We start from the raw sequence: 14563 nt of genomic DNA, 5'->3' as shown, positions 1-14563 counted from the left end.
CTAAAGTCATCAATCGAGCCGCCCAAGCCCTCAAGCAAGCGGCCTCAAACGCCCGGCAGGACAAAAGTTTTATTGGCGCCAGTCACCGTGCCCGCCTGACGCGGATGGACACCAGTTGTGCGATCAAGGCGACGGCTCATCAACTGGCGCGATTGATTTACGCCATGCTCACCAAAGGCCAGCCCTACGTTGAGAAAGGGATAGAAGAGTTTGAGGAGAAAAGCCGGGGACGCCAATTGCGGGCTCTGGAGCGCAAGGCCCGCAAGTTGGGCATGCAATTAGTCAAAGCAGCATGATTTTTAGAAGCAAAAACAATGGGTTATTTTTTGTTTGATAAGAGCTTGCTCCCGCTCGGCTGCGAAGCAGTCGTAAACGGGACAAACGCGATCTGGCTGAAGCACCGCAGTGAATGGCTTTGGGGTCGCTTCGCAACCCAGCGGGAGCAAGCTCCCTCGCCACAGGTTTGCCATGCACCCAACGCGCTTCCCAAAAAAAAGCGGACAGCCTTGGCCGTCCGCAAATATGCGCACATAGAGAGGAGCTTATCGCAACAGCGTTAGAACACCGACTGAATTTTCAGGCCGGCCACCAGCGCGTTGTCGACTTCATCCACACCACCTGGGTGAGTGATGTACTGCAGGTTCGGACGCACGGTCAGCCAGTTGGTCACGTGGACACCGTAGTTGAGTTCGTAGTTGTACTCAGTGCTGCGCAACGGTGCGAACAGCGGATCGTTATAGTCGCTGACACCATTGGCAGCGTTGGTCAGCTCGGCGTTTTTCTTCACGTCATCGTTGACATGGATGCGGGAGAAACCGATGCCGATGTCATCTTTTGGACGCGCATCGAATGGCCCCTTGTACACGAACATCAGCGACTGATAGTTGTCGACGACGTTGGTGTCCTTGTCGTGGAAGGTCGCGTTGGCGGCGATGTTCAGGCCGCGGGACGCGTCACCGTTGTGAGTGGTGAGTTGTTGCTGTGCCACGAACCAGTAGCCATGCTTGCTATCGTGGCTGCGATAGGCGTTACCGGTGGTTGCGGCATCGTCACCGTTGTCGTCTTCACGGACGTCATCGGCATTGGCCGTGCTCTTGTAGTAACCCACACGGTACTCACCCGGCAGGCTGTTGACCTTCGGCGACCAGACCAATTCGACCGGGATCACGGTACCCTTGGTACCGCTGCCGCTGAGCTTGAAGCCGTTGCCGTGCTCCAGTTGCGAAGGGTTCTGGTTGTACGCACCGATCTGCATGAAGAACTCAGGCGTGAGGTTGTATTTCACGCGGATCGCCGCCTGGCTGACGGGCCAGTTGTACCAGATATTGGTGGCCCAGTTACCGACCTGGGAGCCGCAGAAGGCCAGGTTCTGGAATTCGCAAGGGAAGGTGTTGAAGTCTTCGCCTTCGCCGAAGTAACCGGCCTTGACGTCCAGCTTGCCGTCGAGGAATTGGTGCTTGATCCACAACTGGGTCAGACGGACCATGTGACCACGGCCGTAGACTTCCTGGGAGGAACTCAAGGTCCCGGCACGCGGATCGCCGACACGGTCGTTGGAGATGTTCTCGCCATTACGATTGGTCAGTTGGATCTTGGCCTGGGTGTTATCCCAACCCCACAGCTTTTGCAGGTCCAGCGCGACGCCCAGGCCAAACTGGTCGGAGTAACGCGCGGTCTTGTCGTTGTTGTAGCCGCCATGCAGGTTGCCGCCGACTTCACCGACGTAGTCGGCCTTGATGTCGATACCTTGCTCGATCAGCCTGGTCCGTTCACCGCCCCAGTCACCCGTCATCCACTTCGAGTCGGCGCTGAACGCCTCGTCCGCGTGTGCGCTACCGGCCAGCATCATCGCCGCAACGGCTGACAACTGGCAGATTAGCTGGGCGTTGTTTTTCTTCTTCATCCCTACATCCTCGTCTTTATTGTTATTAACTGTTTTTATCTAACGCGGTTTACAACGATTGCGGCGAGTGGTCCCCCACTCACCGCATACTCCTTCTTGGTGGGCGCACGCTGGCTCCCACATTTGTTCTTCATCGGCCTTTGAACTGCGCCACGTTGGCGCTGCGTACGTCAGCTTGCGGCTGGCCGGCTACGCCCAGGCGTTCGCCGGACTGGGCGTCGAACAGCAGCACTTTCGATGGATCGAATTGCAGCGTCAGGGTCTCCCCGACTTGCGGCGCCACGTCCGGTGCCAGGCGGCAGCAAACCTTGGTGTCGTTGAGGTTGACGAACACCAGGGTGTCCGGCCCGGTAGGCTCGGTGACCTGGACTTCGGCGCGAATGGTCGGCAAGCCATTGGGCTCGCTGCCCGCCAGCATGATCTGCTCCGGGCGCATGCCCAGGATCACTTCGCGGTCTTCCAGGCCGGCGTCCTGCATGCCCATCGGCAGTTCGCAACGGGCCTGGCCGCTGTCGAGTAGCGCCAGCAGGCGACCGTCCTTGCGTTGCAGGCGCAGCGGGATGAAGTTCATCGGTGGCGAACCGATGAAGCTCGCCACGAACAGGTTGGCCGGGTTGGTGTAGATGTCTTTTGGGGTACCGAACTGCTGGATGATCCCGTCCTTCATCACCGCCACTTTGTCGCCCAGGGTCATGGCTTCGATCTGGTCGTGGGTCACGTAGACCGTGGTGGTCTTCAGGCGCTGGTGCATCAGCTTCATTTCGGTACGCATCTCGACCCGCAGCTTGGCGTCGAGGTTGGACAGCGGTTCGTCGAACAGGTAGATCTTCGGCCGCCGCGCCAGCGCCCGGCCCATGGCCACGCGCTGTTGCTGGCCGCCGGAAAGCTGGCCGGGCTTGCGATTGAGCAGGTGTTCGATCTGCAGCAGCTTGGCCACGCGGTTGACTTCTTCGTCGATGGCCGACTGGTTCATCTTGCGGATTTTCAGGCCGAACTCGATGTTCTCGCGCACGCTCATGGTCGGGTACAGCGCGTAGGACTGGAACACCATGGCGATGTCACGATCCTTCGGGCTCATGCCGCTGACATCCTGGTCACCGATCATGATCGCGCCGCCAGTAATGGTCTCGAGGCCGGCAATGCAGTTCATCAGCGTCGACTTGCCGCAGCCCGAAGGGCCAACGAGGATCAGGAACTCACCGTCCTTGATCGACAACTCGATGTTCTTCAGGGTGTCCGGCAGGCCGGCACCATAGGTCTTGTTTACGTTGCGAAGTTCAAGCGTTGCCATGATTACCCCTTGACTGCGCCGGCCGTCAGGCCGCGCACGAAATACTTGCCTGCGACCACATAGACCAGCAGGGTCGGCAGCCCGGCGATCATCGCCGCCGCCATGTCCACGTTGTATTCCTTGGCTCCGGTACTGGTGTTGACCAGGTTGTTCAGCGCCACTGTGATGGGCTGCGAATCACCGCTGGAGAACACCACGCCGAACAGGAAGTCGTTCCAGATCTGCGTGAACTGCCAGATCAGGCACACCATGATGATCGGGGTGGACATCGGCAGGATGATCCGCCGGAAGATGGTGAAGAAACCCGCACCGTCCAGTCGCGCCGCCTTCACCAGTGCGTCGGGAATGCTCACGTAGTAGTTACGGAAGAACAGCGTGGTGAACGCCAGGCCATAGACCACGTGCACGAACACCAGGCCGGTGGTGGTGCTGGCCAGGCCCATCTTGCCGAGGGTGAACGAGGCCGGCAGCAGGACCGTCTGGAACGGCAGGAAGCACCCGAACAGCAGCAGGCCGAAGAACAACTGCGAACCGCGAAAACGCCACATCGACAACACGTAGCCGTTCAAGGCACCGATGGCGGTAGAGATCAGCACCGCCGGGACGGTGATCTTGATCGAGTTCCAGAAGTAACCGTCCACCGTGGCCCAGGCCTTGACCCAGCCGATGCCGCTGACCACGGTCGGCCAGCTCAACAGGTTGCCGGTGCTGATGTCTTCCGGCGTCTTGAAGCTGGTCAGCAACATGACCACCAATGGCACCAGGTAAAGCAGTACGGCGAGGATCAGCACCGCGTAGATCGCGATGCGACTCAGGCTGATGGAAGGTTTGGCAGCGAGACTAGTCATGACGCTTGGTCCTCAGCTCGGAGTACAGGTAAGGCACGATGATTGCGAGGATCGCACCGAGCATCAGGATTGCACTGGCCGAGCCCATGCCCATCTGGCCGCGACTGAAGGTGAAGGAATACATGAACATCGCTGGCAGGTCGGAGGAATAACCCGGGCCACCGGCCGTCATCGCCGCCACCAGGTCGAAGCTCTTGATCGCGATGTGCGCCAGGATCATCACGGCGCTGAAGAACACCGGGCGCAGGCTCGGCAACACCACTTTCCAGTAGATGCGCGGCATGCTCGCGCCATCGATCTGGGCGGCACGGATGATCGATTGATCGACACCCCGCAGGCCGGCCAGGAACATCGCCATGATGAAGCCCGAAGCCTGCCACACCGCCGCGATCACCAGGCAGTACACCACGCGGTCCGGGTCGATCAGCCAGTCCAGGCGGAAGCCTTCCCAACCCCAGTCACGCAACAATTTGTCCAGGCCCATGCCCGGGTTGAGCAGCCATTTCCAGGCCGTACCGGTGACGATCATCGAGAGCGCCATCGGGTACAGGTAAATGGTGCGGATGAAACCTTCGCGACGAATGCGCTGGTCGAGAAACACCGCCAGCAGCACGCCGATCACCAGGGTGATGCCGATGAACATGCCACCAAAGAGCACCAGGTTCTTGCTCGCCACCCACCAGCGGTCGTTGTCCATCAGCCGCGCGTATTGCGCCAGGCCGGCCCATTTGTAGTTCGGCAAGAACGTCGAGGTGGTGAACGACAGGACGAACGTCCACAAGATATAGCCATAGAAGCCCACCAGAACGATGAACATGCTCGGCGCCAGCACCAGTTTCGGGAGCCAGCGCTGCAATACATCGAACGGCGAGGCCTTGCTGAACACAGCAACAGAACTCATGGGAAGATCCAGTACCAGAGAGAAAAAACTACAAAAACATTCCCTATGCGGGAGCGAGCTTGTATGGGAGCTGAGCTTGCTCGCGATGAAGGCGACTCGGTCTTTCTAATGACCGCGTTATCGTTCATCGCGAGCAAGCTTTGCTTCCACAGGCTCGCTCCCACTAGGGACCGCGGCGCAAATTACTTGGCAGACTGAACCGCTGCGCCCAGTTTCTTCGCAGCATCAGCCGGGTCGGCTTTCGGGTCGTTGATGTAATTGGTCACCACATCGAAGAACGCACCCTGTACCGCCAGCGTGGTCGCCATGTTGTGCGCCATGCTCGGTTGCAGGCCGCCGGACTTGGCGTCCGCCAGGAAGTCCTTGGCCGCGGTCTGGGCGCAGGAATCGAAACCGTACTTGGCCATGTCGCCCAGCATGTCGTTGCGCACCGGGATCGAGCCCTTGTTGATGCTGAAGACCTTCTGGAAGTTCTCACCCAGCACGACCTTGGCGATATCCTGCTGGCCAGCCGCGGTGCCCGCGTCCTTCTGCTTGAACACCGCCAGGGAGTCGATGTTGTAGGTGAAGGCCTTGTCGGTGCCCGGGAAGGCCACGCACTCGTAGTCCTTGCCGGCGACTTTCTTCGCCGCGGTCCACTCGCTCTTGGCCCAGTCACCCATGATCTGCATGCCGGCCTTGCCGTTGATGACCTTGGCCGCTTCCAGGTTCCAGTCCTGGCCCTTGCCGTCGGCGTCCATGTAGGTCGCGACTTTCTTCAGCTCGGTCAGTGCCTTGACCATTTCCGGACCGGTCAGGGCCTTGTTGTCCAGGTCGACCAGGGCCTTCTTGTAGCCATCGGCCCCCATCACCGAGAGCACCACGGCTTCGAACACGGTGCTGTCCTGCCAAGGCTGGCCACCGTGGGCGAGCGGAATGAAGCCCGCGGCCTTGAGCTTGTCGCCGGCCGCGTAGAATTCTTCGAGGGTGGTCGGGTTCTTGGTGATACCGGCTTTCTTGAAGACTTCCGGGTTGATCCACAGCCAGTTGACGCGGTGGATGTTCACCGGCACGGCGACGTAGTCACCGTCGTACTTCACGGTATCGGAGACTTTCTTGTCGAGCAGGCTGTCCCACTTCTCGGCCTTGGCAACGTCCTTGAGGATGTCGGTGTCGAGCAGCCCGGTGGATGCCCATTCCTGGATGTCCGGGCCCTTGATCTGGGCGACACCCGGTGGGTTGCCGGCCACGGCACGGCTCTTGAGCACGGTCATGGCAGTGGAACCGCCACCACCGGCGACAGCGCCGTCCTTCCAGGTAAAGCCGTCTTTCTCTACCTGGGCCTTGAGCACATCGACCGCGGCTTTTTCACCACCCGACGTCCACCAGTGGACGACTTCCACGGAACCTTTGGATTCGGCGGCAAGGGTAGTGACAGGGAAGGCTGCGACGGGAAGCAGGGAAGCAAGAGAAATGACAGTAGCGAGGCGAGAAATCGCATTCATCTAGAATTACCTTTCTTGTTGTTATGCATGCAAGTCTGGTGCTTGCGCTGCATGGATTCTAATCAGAGGGAATCCCTTCGCAGGTAACGAAGGGACGCGCAAATGTCACGACATGGTTACACAGGCGCAGGGCTGGATAACCGCGCCAGGGCTGACGCCATGCTCGGTGCCAGGGGCAGGCGCGGGATCAAGACCGCCTGCCAGGCGTGATACAGGTCCGGCTTGCCCGGCCAGATGTCGGCGCTGGGACGGTTTTGCGGATCGAGTTCGTGATGCCAACTGCCGTTGCAGCGATCGATGAAATGTTTGTCGCAGAACTCCCAGAAGCACCGGTACCAGGCTTCGTACTTCGCCTCGTCGGTGCGCTTGAGCAGGGCGCTGGCCGCGGCCGCCGCTTCGGCGTGGACCCAATGCAGGCGGTGGCGAACCACGGCGCGGTTGTCCCAGTCCAGGGTGTAGACAATGCCCGGCGCGCCATCGACGTCCCAGCCATGGCGGCAGTTCTGGTCGAAGAGTTTTTGCGCGTCCTGGGCCAGCCACCCCGGGGTCAGCATGCCGATCTGGACCCGCGCGGCTTCAAGGTGCAGGAGCAGCCGCGCCCATTCGAAACCGTGGCCGGGGGTGGTGCCGTAGGGGCGGAAACCATCGGCGGGATTATCGTGGTTGTATTCGCGCAGCGGCTGCCAGTGGCGGTCGAAATGCTCCACCACCAGGTAGTCGTTGGCGGCGGCATGGCCGTGAATCACCCGTTCGACGATACGCAGGGCACGGGCCAGCCAACGAGGATCGTCGGTGGCATCGGCCAGGGCCAGGAAGGCTTCGGTGGCGTGCATGTTGCTGTTGGCGCCGCGATAGGCCTCTTCCTCGCTCCAGTCGCGGTTGAAGGATTCGCGCAACGCGCCCTCCTCCTCGCTCCAGAAATGATCGTCGATGACCCGCACCGCTTCGTCCAGCAACGCCGCAGCGCCAGGACGCTGGGCCACCACTGCGGAACTGGCCGCCAGGGCAACGAATGCATGCAGGTAGGCCGCCTTGCCAGCACCGTCTTCATCAGGCCGCGTCGTGGCGAACCAGCCACCGTGCTCGGCGTCGCGCAAGGGGCCGCTGAGGGCCTGGAGGCCATGGTCCACCAACTCGGCAAAACCCGGCAGGCCCTGGATGTGCGCCATGGCAAAACTGTGGGTCATGCGCGCGGTGTTCATGGTTTCGGCCCGGGCATCGGCCGGCAGGCGGCCAAGCTCATCCAGGTTGCCAAAGCCGTCCGGCAGCTTCGAGGCCTTGGCGAACGCCAGCAGCCGCAAGCCTTCATCGGCAAGCCATCGCTGGTGGGCAGGGGCGTTCAGCCAACTGCTGAAGGCCGGTTGGAAGGTGTCCATCGGAGTACCTTTTTTGTTGTTTTGACGCAGGGAGTCTAAACAAGGGAGGGTCGGCGACAGGTAACGAAAGGGGCGAGTTATGTCACCGACTTGTGACATTTGATTGGGAGAGATGGGTTGGGACGACTGGCCTCATCGCGAGCAAGCTCGCTCCCACACTGGATCTTCGGCGCTCACAAAACCCCTGTGGGAGCGGGCTTGCTCGCGAAGAACGATAACGCGGTCGGGCTATTCCACACTGCGAGGCAACAGCAAGGTCACCCGCAACCCACCCTCGCGCAGGTTTTGCAGGCTCACCTCACCCCCATGGCTGTGGGCGATATTGCGGGCGATGCCCAGGCCCAGGCCATAGCCCTGCTGTTGCCCGGCGAGGCGGAAGTGCGGTTCGAAGACTTGCTCCAGGCGCTGTTCCGGCACACCCGGCCCTTCGTCGTCGACGTGCAGGATGAACGCGGTTTCATCGTCATCGATGTGCAGGTGGGCGTTCTGTCCGTATTTCAAGGCATTGTCGATCAGGTTGCCGATGCAGCGCTTGAGGGCCAGCGGCTTGCCGGGATACGGCGCCAGCGCCCGGCCATCCTGGGTCACCCGGCCATTGCCGTTGGGCGCCAGGTAAGGCTCCACCAGGCAATCGAGTACATGGTTGAGGTCCACCGGCTCGATGTTTTCGTGGATGTCGGTGTCCTTGACGCATTGCAGCGCGCCTTTGACCAGCAGCTCCAGTTCATCCAGGTCACGGCCGAACTTGGCTTGCAGGTTTTCATCCTCCAGCAGCTCGACCCGCAGCCGCAATCGAGTGATCGGTGTGCGCAAGTCGTGGGAAATCGCGCTGAACAACTGGCTGCGCTCCGTCAGGTAACGGCTGATGCGTTCGCGCATGGCATTGAACGCTCGCCCCACTTCCACCACTTCGCTGCCACCACCCTCGGCCACCGGTTCCACTTCGGCGCCCAGGGACATGTCGCGCGCGGCCCGGGCCAGACGCTTGAGGGGCCGGCTCTGCCAATGCACCAGCAAACCGATGAACAGCAACAACAGGCTGCTGGTGAGCACGATGAAACCGACCTGTTGCTTGGGCAAGTCTTGTTCTTCGAGGCTGGTGTAGGGTTCGGGCAGCAGCGAGGCGATGTACAGCCATTCCCCCGGCGCCATCTGGATTTGCGTGACCAGCACCGGCGGATTCACCGGTTCCAGCGTCAGGGCATAGTGGGCCCACGAACGGGGCAGCTCATCGAGCTTGAGCCCGGCGTTGAAAATCCGCAGGTCGTCGGGGCTGACAAACGTCACCGAGATGTCGGCGTTAGCGCCCAAGGAGCGGCGCAGCACTTCATCCACGGCCTTGAGCACCGCCTGCTTGCGCGGCGTCACCGGCAGCACGTCCATGCCCAGGGGCTTGTCGTTGAGGGTGACGACGAACCGCGTACCGCCCATGCTGCGCAGCTGGTCCAGCACCAATGGCCGGTACGCCACCGGCAGCGAACGCAAGTAACTGACGCTGGCGGTCATCGAATGGGCCAGACTACGGGCGCTGGTGACCAGGCCTTCGAGCTGGGTGGCGCGCAGTTGCGAGACCCAGATCAGGCTGGACAGGGTCTGGGCGAACAACACCACCAGCAAGGTCAGCAGCAGCATCCGGCCCAGCAACGAGTGCGGGACCGGTACCCGCCGGGCGACTTTCCTGATCCAGTCAATGTCCATTGCTGGCAACCACACTGGCCGCCAGTTGATAACCGCTGCCACGCACCGTGCGAATCAATCGCGGTGGTTTGTCGGTGTCACGCAGGCGCTGGCGCAGGCGACTGACCGCCATGTCGACGATCCGGTCCAGGGGCATCAACTCACGACCACGGGTCGCATTGCCGATGGTGTCGCGGTCGAGAATTTCCTGGGGATGATCGAGAAACAGCTTGAGCAGGGCGAAGTCGGCGCCGGAGAGAATCACTTCTTCACCGTCGGTGTGGAACAGCCGATGGCTGACCATGTCCAGCCGCCATTCATCGAAGGCCAGCACTTCACCGCCGGAGCGTTCCTGGCCGAATTGCGCCCGGCGCAACAGCGCCTTGATGCGCGCCTGCAATTCACGCGGGCTGAAAGGCTTGCCCAGGTAATCATCGGCGCCCAGCTCAAGACCGATGACCCGGTCGGCCTCGTCGGAACTGGCGGTCAGCATGATGATCGGCACATGAGCCTGGCGTGGGTGCTGGCGAACCCAGCGGCAAAGGCTGAAACCGTCTTCATCGGGCAGCATCACATCGAGGATCACCAGGTCGCTCGGTGCATCGTTGAACGCCTGGCGAAACCCGGCGCCGTCGGGTGTGGTCCGCACCTGGAACCCCGCACGGCTGAGGTAGGTGTCCAGCAGTTCGCGAATCTCCTGGTCGTCGTCGACCAACAAAATCGATTTGTTTACTGAACTCACGGGCCTCGTCCTTGTTGTTTGGATTGGGGCGATTATGCCTGATGGACAAGGCCTACAAACACACCACAAAAACTCTGTGGGAGCGGGCTTGCTCGCGAAAGCGGTGCAACAGTCAACCTCAATGGCGACTGACACTCCGTCATCGCGAGCAAGCTCGCTCCCACAGGTGGGGTACCTATCGAACCTTAAGCGGCGGCGGATTGCTCCAACGCCACGCCCGCGCCCATCAGGCCGGAGTATGGCGCGGTCACCAGCCAGACCGGAATGCCCTTGAAGTAATCACTCATGCAACCCTTGTCGGCGAAGCAGCGGGCGAAACCGCTTTCAAGGAAGAAATCGGCAAAGCGCGGGACCACGCCACCGACGATGTAGACGCCGCCGCGTCCGCCCAGGGTCAACACGTTGTTGCCGGCCACGCGCCCCAGCCAACGGCAGAACTGCTCGAGCACTTCCAGGGCGATGGGGTCGCCGGCCAGACCGGCCGCGGTGATGGATTCGGGGGTGTCGAGTACCGGCACATGGCCGTCCACCGCGCAAATGGCCCGGTACACCCGAGGCAAACCGCTGCCGCTCAAGGCGGTTTCGGCGCTGACGTGGCCGATCTCGTTGTAGATGTGCTGCCACAGCTGGGTTTCCCGCGGGCTGCTCATGGGCAGGTCGACATGGCCACCCTCCCCCGGCAACGCGGCGAAACGGCCCTCACCCAGGTCCAGCAGCGTGCCGACACCCAACCCGGTGCCCGGCCCGATCACCACCGCCGGACGCATCGGCTCCGGGGTGCCTTCGCACACGACCCGGTACTCATCGGGACGCAAGCAGGTCATGCCCAGGGCCATGGCCGAGAAGTCGTTGACCAGCAACAGCTGCTCCACCTGCAGGGTCTGGCAGAACGCCAGATTGCTCAGGCGCCAGTGATTGTTGGTAAAGCGAAACTCATCGCCGCTCACGGGACCGGCCACCGACAGGCACACCGAGCCGATGGCGCCCGGTTTCAGGCCCAGGCCGCTCAGGTACACCTGGATGGCATCTTCCGGGCAGGCGTAATCGGCCGTTGCCAGCACCTGGATGTTTTCCAGGGTATGGTTTTTCCACAGCGCGAAGCGTGCGTTGGTCCCACCGATGTCACCGACCAAAGCCAGTTTCAATTAAGCGTCTCCAGGGCAGATGTGAAGGCGCTGGCGCCCTGCTCCGCCGAGCTGAAGGCCATGCGCATGAAACCGAACAGCTCGCGGCCGGTGCCGATGTTGTTGCCCAACAGGCCCTTGGCCGGCGTGCGCGCGGCGAATTCCTCGGCGTCCACCTTCAATTCCAAGGTGCCTTTGACGCCATCGACACGGATGATATCGCCCTCCTGCACCCGGGCCAACGCACCACCGACATAAGCTTCGGGGCTGACATGAATGGCCGCCGGGATTTTCCCCGACGCGCCGGACATGCGCCCGTCGGTCACCAGCGCCACTTTGAAGCCACGGTCCTGCAACACCCCCAGGAATGGCGTCATCTTGTGCAGCTCCGGCATGCCGTTGGAGCGCGGGCCCTGGAAGCGCATCACCGCGACAAAATCCTTTTCCAGCAGGCCGGCCTTGAACGCGTCCGCCAGGTCCTGCTGGTCCTGGAAGACCATGGCCGGCGCTTCGACAATCTGGTTTTCCAGGGCCACGGCCGAGACCTTCATCACCCCACGGCCCAGGTTGCCTTCCATCACGCGCAACCCACCTTCCGGCGAGAAGGCGCGAGCCACCGGGCGCAGGATGTTTTCGTCGAGGCTTTCGATCGGGCCGTCGCGCCACACCAACTCGCCATCCTCGAGGAACGGTTCCTGGGTGTAGCGGCTCAGGCCGTGGCCGAGCACGGTGTTGACGTTTTCATGCAGCAAACCGGCTTCCAGCAACTCACGGATCAGGAACGACATGCCGCCGGCCGCCTGGAAGTGGTTGATGTCGGCCTTGCCGTTCGGGTAGACGTGGCTCAGGGTCGGCACCACCTCGGAGAGGTCGGCCATGTCTTGCCAGGTCAGCTGGATACCCGCCGCCATGGCGATGGCCGGCATGTGCAGGGTGTGGTTGGTGGAGCCGCCGGTGGCGTGCAGCGCAACGATGGAATTGACCAGCGAGCGTTCGTCGACGATTTCGCCGATGGGCATGAAATTGCCGCTTTGCTTGGTCAGGCGCGTCACTTGGAATGCCGCTTCACGGGTCAGGGCATCGCGCAGCGGCGTGTTCGGGTTGACGAACGAGGCGCCCGGCAAATGCAGGCCCATCACTTCCATCAGCAACTGATTGGTGTTCGCGGTGCCGTAGAAGGTGCAGGTGCCGGGACTGTGGTAGGACTTCATTTCCGATTCCAGCAGCTCTTCGCGGCTGGCCTTGCCTTCGGCGTAGCGCTGGCGCACGTCGGCTTTTTCCTTGTTGGAAATGCCCGAGACCATCGGCCCGCCTGGCACGAAGATCGTCGGCAAGTGACCGAAGCGCAACGCGCCCATCATCAGGCCCGGGACGATCTTGTCGCAGATGCCGAGCATCAGCGCACCGTCGAACATGTTATGGGACAACGCCACCGCCGTGGACAGCGCGATCACCTCGCGGCTCGGCAGGCTCAGTTCCATCCCCGCCTCGCCCTGGGTCACGCCGTCGCACATCGCCGGCGTGCCTCCGGCGAACTGGCCGACCGAGCCAATTTCGCGCAGGGCTTTCTTGATCTGCTCCGGGAAGGTTTCGTAGGGCTGGTGGGCCGAGAGCATGTCGTTATAGGACGACACGATGGCGATGTTGGCGGCGTTCATCATCCGCAGGTGGTGTTTGTCTTCGGTGCCGCAACCGGCCACGCCGTGAGCGAAGTTGGCGCACTGCAGCTTGCCGCGCATCGGACCGTCGCTGGCGGCACCACGGATCAATGCAAGGTAAGCCTGACGCGTGGCGCGGCTGCGGGCGATAAGCCGTTCGGTGACCTCAAGAACGCGGGGATGCATGTGTAGAACTCCAGGCTAACGGGTGTGGCGACCTGATTGTCTATGCTGGTCAAAAGCCCGTTGCACGCTGTGTGGAAGGCGAGGCGACAGACGGTTTTTGACCATTCGGACCAGTTGATTCAGGTCACTCGTTGTAGATAAAACAAAATATTGCCATTAAAAAGGCTTGTTTTCTATTTTTATGCGAATAATCTTGTAATTCCAACAACAAATCGACGGCGGCGCAGTTAATGACTCTTCGAATCGCAATCAATGGTTTTGGCCGCATCGGCCGCAACGTCCTCCGTGCACTGTATACCCAAGGCTATCGTCGCGACCTGCAGATCGTCGCCATCAACGACCTGGGCGACAGTGCGATCAATGCTCATCTGCTCAAATTCGACACCGTGCATGGCACCTTCGATGCCGACGTCCAGCACGATCACGAAAGCCTGACGGTCAATGGCGACCGCATCTCGGTCAGCGCCATCCGCAACCCGGCCGAACTGCCTTGGGCGGCCGAAAAGATCGACGTCGTGTTCGAATGCACCGGTCTGTTCACCGACCGCGCCAAGGCCGCCGCCCATATCAGCGCCGGCGCCCGCAAGGTGATCATCTCGGCCCCGGCCAAGGGCGCCGATGCCACCGTCGTGTATGGCGTGAACCACGATATCCTGCGCCAGTCCCATCAGATCATCTCCAATGCTTCGTGCACCACCAACTGCCTGGCCCCGGTGGCCCAGGTGCTGCACCGCGAGCTGGGCATCGAAAGCGGCCTGATGACCACCATCCATGCCTACACCAACGACCAGAACCTGACCGACGTCTATCACACCGACCCGTACCGCGCTCGCTCGGCCACCCAGAACATGATCCCGAGCAAGACCGGCGCCGCCGAAGCGGTGGGCCTGGTGCTGCCGGAACTGGCCGGCAAACTGACCGGCATGGCGGTGCGCGTACCGGTGATCAACGTGTCCCTGGTGGACCTCACCGTGCAGCTCAAGCGCGAAGCGTCGGCCGAGGAAGTCAACGAACTGCTGCGCCAGGCCAGCCAGCATTCGAAGATCCTCGGCTACAACACCCTGCCGCTGGTCTCCAGCGATTTCAACCACAACCCGCTGTCGTCGATCTTCGACGCCAACCACACCAAGGCCAGCGGCAAGCTGCTCAAGGTACTGGCCTGGTATGACAACGAGTGGGGTTTCTCCAACCGCATGCTGGATAACTGCCTGGCGTTGTGTAACGCCGAATAACTGACACGGCAGTATCGAGCTTTTCTGTGGGAGCGAGCTTGCTCGCGATAGCGGTGCATCAGCCAACGTCGATGGCGACTGACACGCCATCATCGCGAGCAAGCTCGCTCCCACAAGGGTTCACATTCGTGAAATGAATGA

11 protein-coding genes and 1 pseudogene are annotated in these 14563 nt (G+C 61.5%); 2 read left to right on the top strand and 10 right to left on the bottom strand.

The features are described 5' to 3' along the window. Positions 1-296, top strand: a pseudogene (locus BM321_RS18340) (IS110 family transposase); the annotation flags it as partial. A gap of 260 nt (positions 297-556) precedes the next feature. Here the strand turns inward: BM321_RS18340 and BM321_RS18335 are convergent. The 10 genes from BM321_RS18335 to edd form a co-directional block, all read right to left on the bottom strand. Continuing rightward, positions 557-1903 (bottom strand): carbohydrate porin, encoded by a 1347-nt coding sequence (locus BM321_RS18335; RefSeq protein ID WP_092443830.1) that lies wholly within the window; start codon positions 1901-1903, stop codon positions 557-559. 130 nt (positions 1904-2033) lie between these two features. Continuing rightward, on the bottom strand, positions 2034-3194 hold the full coding sequence (locus tag BM321_RS18330) for an ABC transporter ATP-binding protein (protein ID WP_092253672.1): 1161 nt from the start codon (positions 3192-3194) through the stop codon (positions 2034-2036). 2 nt (positions 3195-3196) lie between these two features. Then, the gene (locus BM321_RS18325; RefSeq protein WP_003198539.1) at positions 3197-4042 is read right to left on the bottom strand and encodes a carbohydrate ABC transporter permease; all 846 of its coding nucleotides are present in this window, start codon (positions 4040-4042) and stop codon (positions 3197-3199) included. After that, positions 4035-4943: a carbohydrate ABC transporter permease gene (locus tag BM321_RS18320; RefSeq protein WP_092203916.1), complete on the bottom strand. Its 909-nt coding sequence runs from the start codon at positions 4941-4943 to the stop codon at positions 4035-4037. The genes BM321_RS18325 and BM321_RS18320 overlap by 8 nt, the downstream gene beginning before the upstream one ends. A gap of 182 nt (positions 4944-5125) precedes the next feature. Continuing rightward, on the bottom strand, positions 5126-6427 hold the full coding sequence (locus BM321_RS18315) for an ABC transporter substrate-binding protein (protein WP_092203918.1): 1302 nt from the start codon (positions 6425-6427) through the stop codon (positions 5126-5128). A gap of 116 nt (positions 6428-6543) precedes the next feature. Next, the gene (locus BM321_RS18310; protein WP_092443828.1) at positions 6544-7803 is read right to left on the bottom strand and encodes a D-mannose isomerase; all 1260 of its coding nucleotides are present in this window, start codon (positions 7801-7803) and stop codon (positions 6544-6546) included. A gap of 228 nt (positions 7804-8031) precedes the next feature. Then, the gene (locus tag BM321_RS18305) at positions 8032-9501 is read right to left on the bottom strand and encodes an ATP-binding protein (RefSeq protein WP_092443826.1); all 1470 of its coding nucleotides are present in this window, start codon (positions 9499-9501) and stop codon (positions 8032-8034) included. Further along, positions 9491-10222, bottom strand: coding sequence for a response regulator (locus BM321_RS18300; protein WP_060738873.1), 732 nt, complete (start codon positions 10220-10222; stop codon positions 9491-9493). The genes BM321_RS18305 and BM321_RS18300 overlap by 11 nt, the downstream gene beginning before the upstream one ends. A gap of 185 nt (positions 10223-10407) precedes the next feature. Continuing rightward, complete coding sequence (locus BM321_RS18295) at positions 10408-11367, bottom strand: glucokinase (RefSeq protein ID WP_092443824.1); 960 nt, start codon at positions 11365-11367, stop codon at positions 10408-10410. After that, entirely contained in the window at positions 11364-13190 is a 1827-nt protein-coding gene (edd, locus tag BM321_RS18290; protein ID WP_092443822.1) for a phosphogluconate dehydratase, read from the bottom strand. The genes BM321_RS18295 and edd overlap by 4 nt, the downstream gene beginning before the upstream one ends. A gap of 230 nt (positions 13191-13420) precedes the next feature. On the opposite strand from edd, the gene gap reads away from it, so the two are divergent. After that, complete coding sequence (gene gap, locus BM321_RS18285; protein ID WP_092329108.1) at positions 13421-14422, top strand: type I glyceraldehyde-3-phosphate dehydrogenase; 1002 nt, start codon at positions 13421-13423, stop codon at positions 14420-14422. The last annotated feature ends 141 nt before the right edge of the window (positions 14423-14563 follow it).

The sequence above is a fragment of the Pseudomonas sp. NFIX10 genome (assembly GCF_900111955.1).
Lineage (GTDB): Bacteria > Pseudomonadota > Gammaproteobacteria > Pseudomonadales > Pseudomonadaceae > Aquipseudomonas > Aquipseudomonas fluorescens_AA.
Note: the sequence above shows the minus strand (reverse complement) of the source record. Positions and strands in the feature narration are given on the sequence as shown.

Excerpts from the sequence above, each read along its gene's own strand:
- gap (WP_092329108.1), top strand. The coding sequence starts at position 13,421 with ATGACTCTTCGAATCGCAATCAATGGTTTTGGCCGCATCGGCCGCAAC.
- BM321_RS18320 (WP_092203916.1), bottom strand. The coding sequence starts at position 4,943 with ATGAGTTCTGTTGCTGTGTTCAGCAAGGCCTCGCCGTTCGATGTATTG.
- BM321_RS18335 (WP_092443830.1), bottom strand. The coding sequence starts at position 1,903 with ATGAAGAAGAAAAACAACGCCCAGCTAATCTGCCAGTTGTCAGCCGTT.
- BM321_RS18305 (WP_092443826.1), bottom strand. The coding sequence starts at position 9,501 with ATGGACATTGACTGGATCAGGAAAGTCGCCCGGCGGGTACCGGTCCCG.
- edd (WP_092443822.1), bottom strand. The coding sequence starts at position 13,190 with ATGCATCCCCGCGTTCTTGAGGTCACCGAACGGCTTATCGCCCGCAGC.
- BM321_RS18315 (WP_092203918.1), bottom strand. The coding sequence starts at position 6,427 with ATGAATGCGATTTCTCGCCTCGCTACTGTCATTTCTCTTGCTTCCCTG.
- BM321_RS18310 (WP_092443828.1), bottom strand. The coding sequence starts at position 7,803 with ATGGACACCTTCCAACCGGCCTTCAGCAGTTGGCTGAACGCCCCTGCC.
- BM321_RS18325 (WP_003198539.1), bottom strand. The coding sequence starts at position 4,042 with ATGACTAGTCTCGCTGCCAAACCTTCCATCAGCCTGAGTCGCATCGCG.
- BM321_RS18330 (WP_092253672.1), bottom strand. The coding sequence starts at position 3,194 with ATGGCAACGCTTGAACTTCGCAACGTAAACAAGACCTATGGTGCCGGC.